Origin of the sequence: Secundilactobacillus oryzae JCM 18671, from assembly GCF_000740055.1 — a bacterium.
Classification (GTDB): domain Bacteria; phylum Bacillota; class Bacilli; order Lactobacillales; family Lactobacillaceae; genus Secundilactobacillus; species Secundilactobacillus oryzae.
Genome location: NZ_BBJM01000016.1, coordinates 1 through 14725, shown reverse-complemented (window position 1 = coordinate 14725; position 14725 = coordinate 1). Strand labels below are relative to the sequence as shown.

Here is a 14725-nt window from a genome sequence, read left to right as displayed (position 1 = left end):
CTAATGTCATGGCTCTTCTTTTATGCTCTTTTTTTCTTTTTAGACTTCTTCTTTTCAACTTCACCAACGTGTTGTACCGCCTGATACTGGCGGATGGTGGTGACTTTAATCTTACCTGGATACGTTAAGTCATTTTCAATTTGATCACGCACATCGCGCGTCAGCTCTTCGCTTTGCTCGTCATTCAGCATCTGTGGTTTGACCACAATCCGAATCTCACGACCAGCCTGAATAGCGTAACTATCGCTAACACCTTCATGATCGTTTGCAATTTTTTCCAAGCTACGCAATCGATTAATGTAGTCCTCTGCGGACTCACTTCGGGCACCAGGTCGGGCACCGGAAATCGCATCAGCTGTCGCAATCAAGACAGCGATTGGACTGGTCTTCTCCACATCACCATGAGAAGCCTCAATGGCGTTAACCACAACAGGATCTTCATCGTATGCGCGAGCTAATTCTGCCCCGATTTCAACGTGAGTCCCTTCAATTTCGTGGTCAATTGCCTTACCAATATCATGGAGTAACCCACTTCGTTTGGCATTACGGACATCAAAGCCTAATTCAGAGGCCATGACCCCCGCTAACTGTGCAACTTCAACCGAGTGCGCCAAAACGTTTTGACCATACGAAGTCCGATACTTCATCCGACCCAATAACTTGATTAAATCAGGATGCATGAATCCAATGTGTAACTTGCTGACAACCCGCTCACCGGATTCCCAAAGGTCACGCATCACATCTTTTTGAGCGGCAACCACTTGGCTTTCAATCGTTGCAACTGAAACTCGGCTAGTGGCAATCAGAGCTGAAATCGCTACTCGTGCCGTTTCTCGGCGAATTGGGTCATGCGTGCTGATGTACAGCATCGTTTTATCTTCTGGATCAAACACTAAATCAGTTCCCGTCAGTGTCTCAATCAAACGCAGATTCTGACTATCCCGACCAACAATCTTGTTGCGACTGTCATTATCCGGAATCACGACAATGTGCTCATTATGCTCACGCGCTTCATCAACCGGTCCCCGTTGAATGGCTTCCATCATGATGTCGCGAGCTTCCTTATCGGCACTCGCCAGGTTATCTTCGTCTAGTTCACGAATTTCAACGTCTTGTTCAGCCTTTAACTCACCAGCAGTTCGATTTAGAACCATCTGTTGCGCAGTGATGAAATCTAAATCGCCAACCGCACTTAACGTTGCTTCACGTTCTTGTGCTAACTGATCAGCCGTGGCGTGTTGCTCACTTAAAACTTGCTTGCTAGCGGTCAACTCCGCATTCACACCATCTAAATCATGAGCACGATCATCCAACCGTGCCTCGACTAAAGTTTGGGTTGATTCACGCTGCTTGATACGACCCTCACGCGCTTCAATATCCTCACGCTGTAATGTTAGTTCAGCTTCACTATTATCGCGGTATGATTGGGCTTGTTCTTTCCCTTGTGCAATCACATCGGCCGCTTGTTTGTCTGCGGCTTGCTTAGCCTCAGCTAAAATCTTCGCTGCCTGTTGTTCGGCAACCGTCAACTCCCGCTGATGCTTTGATTTCCGAAGGGCAACGCCTGAGACGAGCCCGACTAATAACATAATTAAACTAATAATGATAAGAATAATGGCCTCGTCTCTCCCTTCTAAAATTCCTGTTAATCGTTATTATACGCTAAATGATGGCTGATTCCAAAGGACATCTAGTCGGTTTTTGGCGTGATTGTAAACAGGATCACCAACACTAACGCATTCAAGGTAAATCCGGCCCAAAGTGGCCATAATGGGTTCGCGTGACAAAGCAACGCGCCAGTTCCAACGCCGAATAGAAAAATAACGATAATCATCAGTAACGTTAGGAACTTCGTTTTTGCCTTAGTATCATGATCAATCAACCAACGATATAGACTGTTCATCATATTCTTGGTATTTCCCGTCATGATACCGTTATTTGCTGAAATGCTTCCGACCGTTCGAAACGTCGTTAGCTCATAGCCTGACAGAAAACTCAGTGGCCAAACCAGCAGATCACTGCTGCTAAACTGTTGCACGATGGCCAAAATCAGTAGCACCGTGACGTTCACCGCCATGAAAATCTTATTTTGATGACGCCGCGATAATTTATCAGTGGGAATTTCCAACATCCCCTGCGCAACAAAACAGCTAATCCCAAAGATGACCCAAACCGGGATGTTTTCCCACGCCGATCCGATTCCTTTGGTAAACAACTTCACCGCAAACACAACTAGATTTCCGGTCTGCGCAGTTGCGAACACCTGACGATGTGCCATGAAAGTGTACGCATCAATCATCCCCAGCGTGAACGTCGCTACCAAGGTCAATAATGTTAATTCTTTTGTGAGTGATTTTGTTTTCAATCGACTCATCTCCAATTTTAATTAAAGTACTTCTCTAAAAACTTGTGCGTCACGCTTTCGTAACGACTAGGGTCACTCGCATAGGATTTAGCATGTCCAGCACCCTTAAAAATGGCGAGCTCTTTTGGTCCCTTGTCCGCTTTATAGAGCGGGTACACCATCCGAGTTGGTACGAAGTCATCTTTGTCCCCATGAATGAAAAGCATCGGCTTCTGATTCTTTTTTACCTGCTTAAGCGCACTGGCCTCTTTAAATCCATAGCCGGCCCGGACTTTTGTGATGGCGCTGACCGTTGGCACTAATGGCCAAGCGGGTAAGTTATACATTTGCTTAGCTTGGTAACTGATTTCATCGTAAACGGAAGTGTAGCCACAATCTTCGATGAAGGCTTTCACTTGAGATGGCGTCTTCTCACCACTAACCATCATCGTCGTAGCGCCACCCATGCTGACACCAAACATCACAATTTCGGAATTTTGACCGTTACGCTTGATGACTTGATTAATCCATTTAACGTAATCTAACCGATCCGGCCAGCCGTAACCAATATAATTACCTTCGCTACTACCGGCACCCCGATCATCCGGGACTAAAATGTTATAGCCCATGTCGTGAAACATACCAGCGTACGCCCCCATACGAGAGCCATCTGCGCCAAATCCGTGAGCGATGACAATCGTTTTATTGGTTGCTTTATCCGCTGCAACGTAATTGGCATTCAACTTCAGATGATCCGTAGCGGACACCTCATGCCACTGTTGCTTCTTCACGTCTTGATACCATTTCTTCTGGTGGTAAAGTGGATCTTGCTTCGAAATCTTGGTCTGATTGCTCAAAAAGTCCTTGTGCCCAGGAACCACTGCCATGTGGTAGAAGTACATTCCAGCAACAAAGATGCCACCCGTAAGGACAATCACAAGGGCAATGACGGTAATCCAGATAATCTTGGTCCGTTTTTTCATGGTTTTCACTCCGATAGTTTTGTGTTAAATTAAATACTCTGATTATTCTAGGCATCGCGCGGTTAAATTGCAACATGCCCTGAACATTAGTTTTGGCTGAAACTTTCACAAAGTAGCGCTATAATAGGTAAAAAGGGGTGAACCGACATGTTTCCAGAACGTTTACGAGCATTACGGCGTGGACAAAATATTACGCTAGAACAGCTCGCCGAAGATCTGAATCAGCTCTTCAAGCCTGATAAGGAACACGAAAACACCGCTTCTCAGATTGGTAACTGGGAGCGTGGCGCGCGAACTCCCTCATTCGTTGAGGTTCGTAAGTTGGCGGAGTACTTCGACGTCACCATGGATTATTTAGCGGGAAAGACCGAACGCGACGAGTACGATCTCGGTCGTCTCTTTCTTTCCGGTAAACAACTAACATTTAACGACACAACGATTGGCTCACAAGATCGTTACGAAATTTATCAACTGATTAACGGCTACCTGCACGGCAAAGGCCAACGGAAGCCAACCCGTAAGAAGCAGTCCGAAGAACTTGATTTGGACTTACATTTAGACTAACACCCAGGGACTAGATGACAAAATCTAGTCCTTTAGTTTTTAGGAGGCACACCTCATGAATCCCAAACAAAAAAAGAAACTTCTGAAACGCAAAACCGCTAAATCACCAGCAATTCAGGCTTCTGGATATATCGAAAAATTACTCGCCTACCGGGACCTTTTTAACGACTATTCCAGCATTAAGCTATTGATTAACAACATCGTTGAGGCGGATCGGCTATTGCAAGCAGGTTTATTACCTCAAGCATTACCCGAACTCTTGCTGCCGGAAGACATCCAAGATACCATTTTCCAAAAAATTAGTGCCCAGTATCCTGTAGGCGATAAGCGTGGAGACGACCTCTGGGAAAAGCTATCAGCTGCCCTTCCCGATTTAGACAAGCAAATTCGATCATTCCGGGATTACCTGGAAGATCACTATGGCATGTGGGCTTATATTTCCGCACCGTTTATGAAAGACCTCGTCACGTTCGTTGGCGACCGACCAGTATTAGAGTTAATGGCTGGAAATGGCTACATCTCTAAGGGCTTACGCGATGCCAAGAAGACCGTTTTTACCACTGACAGTAAAGACTGGGCGAAGGAAAACGAAACCGGCAAGCATCCCGTCACTAGCGTCGAAGCGCTTGATGCTTTGAGTGCTATTGAGAAGTATCAAGACCAAGTCGGCGTCGTCATCATGTCCTGGTCACCCGATAAACTCGACATCGATTGGCAAGTGCTCCAAAAGATTCGCTCACTCGATACGTCACTCGATTTCGTCGTCATCGGCGAAAAACATGGCGCAACTGGATCCAAGGAATTCTGGGATAACGCCACATTCCTTAATAACGAAAATACTGAACTTCTGAATAAACACTATCCCCAATTTGACTTGATTCATGACGAAGTCTACTTGGTGAAATAGAAAACGCGACAATGACTGAACTCCCAGCCATTATCGCGTTTTTTACTGCTTAAATTTCTACTTTTTGGACCCAACCTTCAGGCGCTTCAACATCCCCAAATTGGATACCTGTCAACATGTCATAAAGTTGTGTCGTCACCGGACCAACTTCCGTTTCACTATAGAAAACGTGAAGTTTGCCGTTATGGGAAATCCCACCAATTGGTGAAATAACGGCAGCCGTTCCACACGCACCCGCTTCAGCAAATTGATCTAATTGATCAATATAGACATCGCCTTCTTCAACATCCAAGCCTAAGCGATTTTCCGCGAGCCACAGTAATGAATACTTGGTAATGCTTGGCAAAATTGATGGCGATTTTGGTGTGATGAAACGATTGTCTTTAGTAATGCCAAAGAAGTTAGCTGATCCAACTTCTTCAATTTTTTGGTGAGTCAGCGGATCAAGGTAGATACAGTCAGAAAACCCGTTTTCGTGAGCTGCTTGGCCTGGTAAGAGGCTCGCTGCATAGTTACCGCCGACCTTACTTTGACCCGTTCCCTTGTGAGCTGCCCGGTCAAACTCTGAAGTAATAAAGTTGGTGGGTACCATGCCACCCTTAAAGTAACTGCCAACTGGCATCGCAAAGATGGTAAAAATATACTCATCAGCAGCATGAACACCAATGTTACCACCGACCCCAATCATTAATGGGCGGAGGTAAAGGGTACCACCACTACCGTATGGTGGCACAAATTCAGCATTTGCACGAACCACTTCTTTCACCGCGTCAACAAATTGATCCTCGGGAAATGCTGGCATTAAAAGCCGTTCACAGCTATCCTTCATTCGTTTGGCGTTCCGATCTGGACGGAAAAGTTGGATTTCGCCAGTTTTGGTGCGATAGGCCTTTAAGCCTTCAAAATCAGCTTGGCCGTAATGAATGGCGGTTGAGCCTTCACTAATATGTAAGGTACTGTCCTCAGTCAAACCAGCGTCTTGCCATTCGCCATCTTTATAGTAGGCGCGGAAGCGGTAAGGGAGGTCCATGTAATCAAAACCTAGGTTGTCCCAGTCAATGGTTGTTGCAGCTTGTTTCATCATATGTATGCCCTCTTCTTTTATTTATTAAATTATTATGAGAATTATTAATAAACAATACCCTGTCACACAGAAATCGTCAAGGTGTTTTCGTAATTTCTCCACTAAATTCAATTAAGATTATACCAATCTTATTCATTATAGAAGTTTATACATTAGAATTTAACGAGGATTAACTAATTTAAAAAAAGTGATTGACAAAGCTTTCTGAAAATGTTTGAATTATCATCATATTCTCATTACTTTTTAATCTTTACATAGCAACCCCGAGAATAATTCAATCAAACAGGAGGCTACATATATGGAAAACACACAAGCAAACGAAGAACGAATGTCGGTTAAAGAATATGTCTACAAGGTTTCTGCAGCGGTGTCAAACGCCATTTTAGTTATGTTAGGTGTCGGGCTATTATTCCAATCAGTCGCAAACATTGTTCACTGGCATCAACTCTACCAAATCGGGGCAATGGCACAAGTTCTATTACCCGCAGCATTTGGTGCCGCAGTTGCTTCACAAATGAAAGTCAACACCCTGGTTATGTTTAGCGCTATGATTGCCGCAACGGTTGGTGCTAACAGTGTTTACTTTACAACTTCTGCCGTCAGTGGGATAACCGCTACCGGCTGGCAAATGCCACAGGCCACGACTGGGATGCTCTTCGCTTCCGGTCAACCCATCAGTGCCGTCTTAGCAGCCGTTTTAACCGTAATGGTTGGTAAGTACCTCACTGGTAAAACACCACTTGATATGATGCTGGTTCCGCTTGGGGCAACTTTCGTAGGTTCCCTTTTCGGTCTTGGAGCTGGTTCGGTCACGACTCCAGCTTTAAATGCATTAAGCGGCTGGGTATCTAGCTCAATGACTGTTAGTCCCCTTATCGGTTCAATGTTGTTGGCATTAGCATTCGCCATTTTCTTGATGACCCCTGCTTCTTCAGCAGCTTTAGCCATCGCAATTGCATTGGATCCACTCTCTTCAGGTGCAACCCTTATTGGAACTTCAGCTCAATTTATCGGCTTCTTGGTCATGTCATTTCACGAAAACAACGTGGGTGCCAACATTGCCCAAGGCTTTATCACCCCGAAAGTTCAATTCCCGAACTTACTGAAAAACCCTCGCCTTTGCTTACCAACCTTCGTCGCCGCCATGGTAAGTGCAGCCGTTGGGACATTGGTCTTCGGATTCAAGGTGCCTTACACCATTGGCGGTCTCGGATTAACTTCCCTTATTGCCCCAATTAACTTGGCATCAACCAACATGAACATGTTCTGGGTTTTCATTTTCTGTGGCGTGCTTCTACCAGCCGTCATTTCAGCAGTGGGTTACCGCTTAATGCGCGCCTTCCACTGGGCTCAACCAGATGACCTTCATTTGGAAATCGTCTAATAAATAACCATAAAAAAAGCCACCCAAACCAAAATTTGGGTGGCTTTTTGAGTTGCAGTACTTACGCTTTCGCATAAATAGATTCACTGGACTCCACAATCCGTTGGAATCAGAGCGCTCACATATCCGGTGAGAGTTACCTTGCCCCTGCGTTCAAGTTCACCAAGCTGCTTTCGCAGACCACATAAATGTGGCGTGATTTCTCGACTCATCGCATAGCTACACATTAACACATCTCATCCGTAAATGAAAGCCTTGATGAAAAACTAGTCTTCTTTTGGCTTTTCCTGCTTATTTTCTTCGATGGCTTCTAATTCACCAGTCAGCCACTCTACCAATGTATCAAGCTTTCCAGCTGGATCAGCAATGACATCATCAACCGTTCCCAGCAAATCAATCCGTAAACCGGATCTTGTCACTTTTGGTGCTTCCACAATCATGTAGACGTTCACTTCAGCTTCGCTTTCAGAATCCAGAATTTTCTCCATCGGATTCACATAACGAACGGGTAAATTAATGACGTTCATTTCTAACCGGATTGATAATTCTTGTTTAGCATTGGTAACCTCAACCTGGCTAATCTTACCAGCCTTAGCCTGTTCGACGATGTTATCAAGTAACGACTTGGCTGTTTCTTTGAGACCAGCCGTTTTTAATTCTTTTGGTTTCACTTCTCGACTTTGAGAGGTAACGCCCTCCTCTTTCAAGGTGGTTAGTAATTCTCCCACGTTTACTTTCATTTTGAGGTCTCCCGTTCTTCTTTTTCTTGGTTTAGTTTGCTAAAGCGTTCTAATTGACGCTGTTCTTGTTGGGCTTTACGAACTCGCAAGGCTAACACGAGCCACCAGGCGTTGATGAGCAATCCACCAGCTCCCAGGATACTCATGAGCGCTTTAATCAAAAGACTCGCTTCGCTATAGAAAATCATGTTGATGATGACTCCCAATAGGCCTAGTGAATAGAGAGCAATGACGATTCCCAACAGATAAAACGAAGGTTTCCAATCCAGCACCGCTAAGACAATTGGAATTAGGTATAAGACCAGCGCAAAGATGGTTGATTTCCATAAATCGGCCGAATCTGCTCTTTGACTCGTTAATTGCGTAAAGGGTAACGACATCAAAAAGTTGGTGATGAGGAAGATAAATAGTGAGATAAACGACCAGGTAACAACTTGCTTGTCTTTCATAGGAAACCTCTTTCTCTTCTTGATATGTATAAGTAAGGACCGAAGTCAAAAATGACCTCAGTCCTACTGTAAATAACTCATTATGGATTGTCAATTAAACCAAGAGATCTAGTAGCTCATCCTTGGGAATTCCGGTGAAGTATTTGTTCGTATCAACGGAATCGAGAACAGCTTCTACATTTTCACGATCGTAGCGCACGCCCCTCAGCTTCTCTGCCAATTCATTGGCATCGCCAGGGCCAAAGAAGTCACCGTAGAATTTTACGTTTTGAATCTTGCCTTGATCGACTTGGAAACGGGCATCAATGGTTCCGGCCGTAAAGTGTTGCCGCTTCTTAACGGTAAACTCTGGTGAGGTCCCATAAACCCAGTCCCAGTTGTTGTAATATTCTTCGTAAATCTTATCGATTTGCTTTTGTTCGTCGTCAGTTACGACAACTTCCTTGTCTTTGATTTCGGACAAATCATCGACATGGAACATTTCCTTCAAAAGCGCATCTCTAAATTCAGGTACCGTGATATTTTGATACTCAGGTGCCAAGAATGGCTTTAGGTTCGTAACCCGTGACTTCACGGATTTAATCCCCTTTGAGGCCATCTTATCTGCTGGCACATTCAGCGCATCTGATACCACGTTTAAATCAACGTCTAGCATCAAAGTTCCGTGGGAGAAAGTCTTACCGTTCCGTGAGTACATCGCGTTACCGGAGAATTTCTTGCCATCAACTAGAATGTCGTTCCGGCCAGAAACCTCTGCACTTGTTGCCCCCATAGCGTGAAGTGCATCAACAACTGGTTGAACGAAGGATTTGAAATCGCCGAATTGCTCAGAATCCGAGTCAACCACGAAACTAAAACATAGGTTGCCTAGGTCTTGGTAAACGGCGCCACCACCAGAAAGACGACGAGTAACGGTAATCCCGTTCTCCTTGACGTACTTCTGGTTAATTTCCTCCAACGTATTTTGGTTACGCCCAACAATGATGCAGGGCTTTTCATAATAGAAGAGTAACAGCGGTTCGTCAAAATCCCTGTTATTCATCAAAAATTGTTCTGTCGCCAAGTTACGACCGATATCATGTGATTTCATTGAGATGTAATACATGATCCAGACTCCTTTCACCAATAACCAATTTGGGATGATTTTTTCTGAAAATCACCTGTATATCCATTTTAGCATAAATGAAACCGTTTTCTATAGGCTGATTAAATTAATTTAAACAAGTAACTCAATGAGCTGTTGTTTGGAAATGCCCGCAAAATAATTGCTGGTATTAATTAGCTGTAAGGCCTTGGTCAGTGCCGTTTCTTCATATCGAACACCCACTAACTGCTGTTCCAATGCCTCAACGTCCTGGGTACCAAAGAAGTCACCAAAGAAGGTAATTTTTTGAATCTTACCGGACTTCACGAGAATCCGTGCATCAATTGTTCCGGCATCAAAGTGTTGGCGGCGTTTGATGGTGAACTCTGGTGAAGAGCCATAGACCCAGTCCCAGTTGTGGTAGTACTTCTCCACCAAATCTTCGATGGCAGCTTCGTCCTCTTTAGTTAATTGATATTCCTTATCGGCAATTTTAGCGACATCATCGACTCCATAAAGCTTCTTCAGCAAGGTATCACGAAATTCAGGTACATCGATATTTTGGTACTCAGCATCTAAATACGGTTTTAAATTGGTAACCCGCGAACGAACTGATTTAATGCCTTTAGATTTAATTTTATCTTCCGGCACATTTAGTGCGTGACTGACCACGTCGAGATCTACATCCAACATCAGTGTCCCGTGTGAAAAGATCTTACCGTTTTTTGTGTACATCGCGTTGCCGGAGAATTTCTTACCATCAACCAGCAAGTCGTTTCGACCGGAAACTTCGACGCCCGTGGCACCCATTTCATGCAGTGCGTCCACGATGGGTTGAGTGAAAGTCTTGAAATCGCCAAACTCATCAGGATTATTAATGACGAAGCTAAATGATAAGTTGCCTAAATCGTCAAAAACGGCACCACCACCGGAAAGACGACGAGTCACCATAATTTGATGCTCAGCAACGTACTCCTGATTAACCTCTTCAAGCGTATTCTGGTTGTGCCCCACGATGATGCACGGCGTTTGGTAGTAGAACAGCAAAAGTGGTTCCGTTAGGTTCAAATGGTTCATCAAATATTGTTCGGTTGCCAAGTTACGACCAATATCATGCGACTTCATGCGATAAAATATCATCTAGGTTCCTCCTCATTTTATGTACAAAAAACCGCTTAACCGAGTACCCGGTTAAGCGGCAATTAATGGAGGCCATGGTCTCCATTCGGTTCCATCTTTATTATAACCCCAGAAAACAGTTTGACAAGAAAGCGGTTTCGTTTCTGAAAGGATTTTTCCGTTTTTCAGCTTTTTTTAAATGTAAAATGCTTACATTCCTTTAAAACCATGATATAGTTAACCTATAAGAAAAAGCTACAGAGGGGTGGCAATCACTATGGCACAACAATATGACAATATTTTGGCTCCAGTTGATGGTTCAAAAGCAACCGACCCAGTTTTAGATAAAGCAATTGAAGTAGCAAAACTCAACGATACCCATTTGGATATCTTAAACGTTCTTGAAGTGAACCAATTCAGTGACACTTACGGCGGTGCCGTAAGCGGTGACGTCATCTACAAGCTTTCAGAAGACGTTCAAAACCAGCTTGAAAAGCTCAAGAAAAAAGCTGAAGATGCTGGCTTATCATCTGTCTCAATTCACGTGCGTTTTGGTAATCCAAAACCTGTTATCGCACGAGAATTTCCTGCTGACCACAACACGCAATTAATCGTCATCGGTTCAACTGGCCTTTCCGCCGTAGAACGTTTGATGGTTGGTTCGGTTACGAACTACGTCAGTCGTGCAGCAATTTGCGATGTTTTAATCGTGAAGCCACAAGAACTTGCAAAGTTAAGCAAGAAGTAATTTAAATCTGTACACAATGGCTGGAGCTTAGGTTCCAGCTTTTTTATTTCGGAAAAGAGGATCGCTATGGCTTGGCACTTTCAATTTAAGCTTCCAACTGAATTTAGAACTCAGCCTTTACGCTCGTTGCTGATTAAGGAATGGCTGCTACCAAAACACCTGGTATTTTCCTTGAAACGAGCTAAACGAGTGCAGGTTAATGACCGCTATTTGCCTGTGAATTTTGACGTTACAAGTGGCGACGTCGTAGCCCTTGATTTCGAACCAACCGACTTCGAACATCCTAATCCAGAGGTCATCCCCGACAGTGCAGCAACCGTTGAAATCCTGTTTGAAAACGATGATCTACTTGTCGTCAACAAGACTCGCGGCAGTAAAACTCACCCTAACCAACCCGGCGAAACCGGTACGACCCTCAACCACGTGTCCGCTTACCTACAAACCAAGGGCCAGCAACCCTATATCCTGAATCGGCTTGATCAGGAAACGAGTGGCGCTCTGCTAGTCGCTAAAAATCCCGTAGTTGTCCCAATTCTAACTGAACTCATCAAGACAAAACGAATCCGTCGAACCTATCTCACCTGGGTTCATGGCAATTTTGACCAATCCGAGGGCGTCCTCGACGCACCAATTGGCCGTGACCCTGAAGATAAGCGCAAACGGCGCGTTAACGGGCTAAATCCGCAAAACGCCGTCACTCACTACAAAGTACTGCGCCAAATCCAAGGTGCAAGCCTACTGGAAGTTCAGCTCGAAACCGGGCGTACCCACCAGATCCGGGTGCACTTGACCTCCCTCGGTCATCCCATTGTTGGTGATCCGCTGTACACTGATGATGGTAAACAACGGCTGTTGCTGCATTCATGGAAGCTGGGACTGTTATTACCGTTTACGTATGAATTGATTGAGGTGGTGGCAACAGTGCCGGATCCATTTGACCTGTTTGAAAACCAAAATTAAAAAGCCCAGCTGCCCCACGGCAGCTAGACTTTCTCTTTGTCCCTATTCTTGATCCAAGGACACAAACGTATTGTATTGTAGATATTTATAATGCAATCTCATATTTGATACTTCAAACGGCGTCCCGTCGTCCAGGAAGAAAATCCCTTCCATAACGCCGACTGGTTCTACCGGCTTCAAGTTCAATAACTTTTGGTCTTCCTCGGTTGAAGGCTCCGCTTGGATGGACATGAAGGACTTTGTAACCACTTTATTTTGGACATCTTCCAGATAATTGAAAATTGATCCGGAAACAATTTTAGCCGATAATTCCGGCGCAATCTTAATCGGAATGAAGCCGTGCTCAATCATAAAGGGCTTGTCATCAAAGAGTCGTAGCCGTTTAATATCATAAACGAAATCCCCGGGCTCCAAGAACAATTCTTGTTGAAGATCTTCCGTTGCAGGAACCACCTTAAAATCCAGTAGTTTGATGCTTGGAACTTGGTTATCGCTCTTAAAACTATCCGTAATTCCTAAATTTGAGCCTTCATAATGAAAAATTGACTGGTTCTTCCTATATAATGGATTAATGAAGGTACCAGATCCACGTTTTTTAAAAATAATGCCTTGATTTGCTAGGACACTGAGCGCACGCTTAATAGAACTACGGCTAACACCATAGCTTTCGCTTAAACTGCGCTCATCTGGAAGGCGCTGATTTTTGAAGTGTCCCTGCGTAATCTGGTCCTTCAAATCATGCAAAACCTTACGATAAATTAAATCTGCCATTGTTTCTCCTCGAGACTGAACCTAACCTTATTATGTTAATCTTATTGAGTATACCAGATTTAGCCCAAAAGTTAGGAAAATTCGGTCCACTTTTTAAATTGGTTGGTCTAATTGTAAAACAAAATCTCGATTATGTTAAAATTTACGCTAAAAGGTGGCTTCAACATGGCTAAGAAAAATAAAAAAGATCGTATTCATAAGACCCTCGTTGAACAAATTCTCGACAAGGCCAACATCAGCTACAAGCAACACGTTTTCCCCACTCATGAGGAGGGCGATGTCGCACAGTTGGACGTTGACCATGATGACGTCGACGAACACACAATTTATAAAACGTTAGTCCTCACCGGCAAAGAAACCGGCCCACTAGTTGGCGTTGTCCCCTTAGATGAGCATTTAAGTTACAAAAAGCTCGCCAAGGTTTCCGGCAATAAAAAAGTCGGCATGGTCCCACTCAAGGACCTATTAGCTACAACTGGTTATGAGCACGGCGCCAACACCCCCGTCGGTATTTGGGAAAAGTACAAATATCCCATCTACTTTGACGAAACTGCTAAGAAGCAGGGTGAAATCATCGTTTCATCAGGCCAAATTGGCCGTTCCATCGCCGTTCAGGCAGAAGACATTCGCAAACTGGTTCACGGAAAATTCGCTGATATAAAAGAAGACTAACTGAGGTGGTCGCATGACTCAAGTTCTCATCCATAACTTTGAAATGATGGGACTTTATGTGTTCGTTATTCCCGTTACGCTCATTTTTTGCCTCACGATTGTTAACCGCAGTACCAAACGCCTCTTGGCTAACGCATTCAGCATTAATAGTCAGGTCTATTTTGGTTTCTTGGGGATCTTTCTTCATGAACTCAGTCACTACCTGATGGCAAAATTATTTGGTCATCATATTGTGGCCGTGCGCTTTTTGAAACTACCCCACATGGCTTCGGAAACTGACGAAAATGGCATGCAGTCTTCACGCGACCGCGCCTTAGGATACGTTAATCACACCTGGAACCAGCGCAACTTCTACCAGGTACTAGGTAACCTCTTTATTGGGATTGCCCCTATATTTGGCTGTACACTGGCATTGTTAGGGTTTGCGCGTCTGCTGGTTCCCAACCTTTTTGGCGCCATTATCAGCCTATTGCAATCACCACTAACCGTTGATTGGTCCACGTTCTTCCTTACCCTAACGGACGGTCATCAATCATGGCTATTGTGGTTAGTGTTCATTATTATTTCTCTGAGCATCAGCATTGGCGGCTTTGACCTCAGTCAGGCCGACCTCAAAAATTCGTGGCAAGGCCTCATCAGCTTTGTACTATTGATTATCCTACTCACGTTAATTTTCACCTTCATCGGCCTCTCAACCTGGTGGCTGAAGGTCATCAGCCAATTCGGCATCATCATTTTAATCGTGCTGGGTTACTCCTTGGCAATTTCACTGGTGGCTCACGGCCTGGTACGTCTGGCTTACTATATTAAGTTACGTTAAAAGGGGCTGTGACATAAGTCCCAAAATAAAAGGCACTACCGTCAGATTTTAAAAACTGATGGTAGTGCCTTTTTGATATAATGAAAAATAAAAAAA

Annotated in this window: 16 protein-coding genes; 7 read left to right on the top strand and 9 right to left on the bottom strand. The window is 44.3% G+C overall.

The genetic code is table 11. The features are described from left to right. Window positions 1-20: 20 nt before the first annotated feature. From rny to LOSG293_RS05315, 3 genes are all read right to left on the bottom strand, one after another. Window positions 21-1601: a ribonuclease Y gene (gene rny, locus LOSG293_RS05325; RefSeq protein ID WP_268870191.1), complete on the bottom strand. Its 1581-nt coding sequence runs from the start codon at window positions 1599-1601 to the stop codon at window positions 21-23. An 89-nt stretch (window positions 1602-1690) separates the two neighbouring features. Next, on the bottom strand, window positions 1691-2365 hold the full coding sequence (locus LOSG293_RS05320) for a YoaK family protein (protein WP_034527907.1): 675 nt from the start codon (window positions 2363-2365) through the stop codon (window positions 1691-1693). 17 nt (window positions 2366-2382) lie between these two features. Beyond that, the gene (locus LOSG293_RS05315; protein WP_034527904.1) at window positions 2383-3327 is read right to left on the bottom strand and encodes an alpha/beta hydrolase; all 945 of its coding nucleotides are present in this window, start codon (window positions 3325-3327) and stop codon (window positions 2383-2385) included. A 147-nt stretch (window positions 3328-3474) separates the two neighbouring features. Here LOSG293_RS05315 and LOSG293_RS05310 point away from each other — a divergent pair, with 147 nt between their 5' ends. Both LOSG293_RS05310 and LOSG293_RS05305 read left to right on the top strand, forming a co-directional pair. After that, window positions 3475-3891, top strand: a complete 417-nt coding sequence (locus tag LOSG293_RS05310) for a helix-turn-helix domain-containing protein (protein ID WP_034527902.1) — start codon at window positions 3475-3477, stop codon at window positions 3889-3891. A gap of 55 nt (window positions 3892-3946) precedes the next feature. Beyond that, the gene (locus LOSG293_RS05305) at window positions 3947-4798 is read left to right on the top strand and encodes a hypothetical protein (RefSeq protein ID WP_034527901.1); all 852 of its coding nucleotides are present in this window, start codon (window positions 3947-3949) and stop codon (window positions 4796-4798) included. 49 nt (window positions 4799-4847) lie between these two features. Here the strand turns inward: LOSG293_RS05305 and LOSG293_RS05300 are convergent, their stop codons facing one another. Then, window positions 4848-5882 carry a branched-chain amino acid aminotransferase gene (locus LOSG293_RS05300; protein ID WP_191976218.1) on the bottom strand — a complete coding sequence of 345 codons (1035 nt, stop codon included), beginning with the start codon at window positions 5880-5882 and terminating at the stop codon, window positions 4848-4850. Window positions 5883-6180: 298 nt separating this feature from the next. Between LOSG293_RS05300 and LOSG293_RS05295 the strand changes: the two genes are divergently transcribed. Continuing rightward, on the top strand, window positions 6181-7266 hold the full coding sequence (locus LOSG293_RS05295) for a PTS sugar transporter subunit IIC (RefSeq protein ID WP_034527899.1): 1086 nt from the start codon (window positions 6181-6183) through the stop codon (window positions 7264-7266). Window positions 7267-7532: 266 nt separating this feature from the next. Here LOSG293_RS05295 and LOSG293_RS05290 read toward each other — a convergent pair whose 3' ends face one another. The 4 genes from LOSG293_RS05290 to lplA (LOSG293_RS05275) all read right to left on the bottom strand — a co-directional run bounded on the left by LOSG293_RS05290 (window position 7533) and on the right by lplA (LOSG293_RS05275) (window position 10679). Then, the gene (locus LOSG293_RS05290; protein ID WP_034527897.1) at window positions 7533-8006 is read right to left on the bottom strand and encodes a hypothetical protein; all 474 of its coding nucleotides are present in this window, start codon (window positions 8004-8006) and stop codon (window positions 7533-7535) included. Then, window positions 8003-8455, bottom strand: coding sequence for a DUF5391 family protein (locus LOSG293_RS05285; RefSeq protein WP_034527896.1), 453 nt, complete (start codon window positions 8453-8455; stop codon window positions 8003-8005). The genes LOSG293_RS05290 and LOSG293_RS05285 overlap by 4 nt, the downstream gene beginning before the upstream one ends. 94 nt (window positions 8456-8549) lie before the next feature. Next, window positions 8550-9560, bottom strand: a complete 1011-nt coding sequence (gene lplA / locus LOSG293_RS05280; RefSeq protein ID WP_034527895.1) for a lipoate--protein ligase — start codon at window positions 9558-9560, stop codon at window positions 8550-8552. 111 nt (window positions 9561-9671) lie between these two features. Then, entirely contained in the window at window positions 9672-10679 is a 1008-nt protein-coding gene (gene lplA / locus LOSG293_RS05275) for a lipoate--protein ligase (RefSeq protein ID WP_034527892.1), read from the bottom strand. Window positions 10680-10935: 256 nt separating this feature from the next. Here lplA (LOSG293_RS05275) and LOSG293_RS05270 point away from each other — a divergent pair, with 256 nt between their 5' ends. Together LOSG293_RS05270 and LOSG293_RS05265 are read left to right on the top strand one after the other, a co-directional pair. After that, on the top strand, window positions 10936-11406 hold the full coding sequence (locus LOSG293_RS05270; protein ID WP_034527890.1) for a universal stress protein: 471 nt from the start codon (window positions 10936-10938) through the stop codon (window positions 11404-11406). Window positions 11407-11472: 66 nt separating this feature from the next. Next, window positions 11473-12366, top strand: coding sequence for an RluA family pseudouridine synthase (locus LOSG293_RS05265; protein WP_034527887.1), 894 nt, complete (start codon window positions 11473-11475; stop codon window positions 12364-12366). Between the two features lie 42 nt (window positions 12367-12408). Here LOSG293_RS05265 and LOSG293_RS05260 read toward each other — a convergent pair whose 3' ends face one another. Further along, on the bottom strand, window positions 12409-13137 hold the full coding sequence (locus tag LOSG293_RS05260; RefSeq protein WP_034527885.1) for a GntR family transcriptional regulator: 729 nt from the start codon (window positions 13135-13137) through the stop codon (window positions 12409-12411). Between the two features lie 165 nt (window positions 13138-13302). Here LOSG293_RS05260 and ybaK point away from each other — a divergent pair, with 165 nt between their 5' ends. Next, the gene (gene ybaK / locus LOSG293_RS05255; RefSeq protein WP_034527883.1) at window positions 13303-13809 is read left to right on the top strand and encodes a Cys-tRNA(Pro) deacylase; all 507 of its coding nucleotides are present in this window, start codon (window positions 13303-13305) and stop codon (window positions 13807-13809) included. Window positions 13810-13822: 13 nt separating this feature from the next. Further along, a complete protein-coding gene (locus tag LOSG293_RS05250; RefSeq protein WP_034527880.1) occupies window positions 13823-14629 on the top strand; it encodes a hypothetical protein in 807 nt (268 codons plus the stop codon). The last annotated feature ends 96 nt before the right edge of the window (window positions 14630-14725 follow it).

What these genes read in the sequence shown, in the direction of transcription:
- LOSG293_RS05265 (WP_034527887.1), top strand. Translation starts at nt 11,473, where the DNA reads ATGGCTTGGCACTTTCAATTTAAGCTTCCAACTGAATTTAGAACTCAG.
- lplA (WP_034527892.1), bottom strand. Translation starts at nt 10,679, where the DNA reads ATGATATTTTATCGCATGAAGTCGCATGATATTGGTCGTAACTTGGCA.
- ybaK (WP_034527883.1), top strand. Translation starts at nt 13,303, where the DNA reads ATGGCTAAGAAAAATAAAAAAGATCGTATTCATAAGACCCTCGTTGAA.
- lplA (WP_034527895.1), bottom strand. Translation starts at nt 9,560, where the DNA reads ATGTATTACATCTCAATGAAATCACATGATATCGGTCGTAACTTGGCG.
- LOSG293_RS05250 (WP_034527880.1), top strand. Translation starts at nt 13,823, where the DNA reads ATGACTCAAGTTCTCATCCATAACTTTGAAATGATGGGACTTTATGTG.
- LOSG293_RS05290 (WP_034527897.1), bottom strand. Translation starts at nt 8,006, where the DNA reads ATGAAAGTAAACGTGGGAGAATTACTAACCACCTTGAAAGAGGAGGGC.
- LOSG293_RS05300 (WP_191976218.1), bottom strand. Translation starts at nt 5,882, where the DNA reads ATGATGAAACAAGCTGCAACAACCATTGACTGGGACAACCTAGGTTTT.
- LOSG293_RS05310 (WP_034527902.1), top strand. Translation starts at nt 3,475, where the DNA reads ATGTTTCCAGAACGTTTACGAGCATTACGGCGTGGACAAAATATTACG.
- LOSG293_RS05315 (WP_034527904.1), bottom strand. Translation starts at nt 3,327, where the DNA reads ATGAAAAAACGGACCAAGATTATCTGGATTACCGTCATTGCCCTTGTG.
- LOSG293_RS05270 (WP_034527890.1), top strand. Translation starts at nt 10,936, where the DNA reads ATGGCACAACAATATGACAATATTTTGGCTCCAGTTGATGGTTCAAAA.
- LOSG293_RS05285 (WP_034527896.1), bottom strand. Translation starts at nt 8,455, where the DNA reads ATGAAAGACAAGCAAGTTGTTACCTGGTCGTTTATCTCACTATTTATC.
- LOSG293_RS05305 (WP_034527901.1), top strand. Translation starts at nt 3,947, where the DNA reads ATGAATCCCAAACAAAAAAAGAAACTTCTGAAACGCAAAACCGCTAAA.
- LOSG293_RS05295 (WP_034527899.1), top strand. Translation starts at nt 6,181, where the DNA reads ATGGAAAACACACAAGCAAACGAAGAACGAATGTCGGTTAAAGAATAT.
- LOSG293_RS05260 (WP_034527885.1), bottom strand. Translation starts at nt 13,137, where the DNA reads ATGGCAGATTTAATTTATCGTAAGGTTTTGCATGATTTGAAGGACCAG.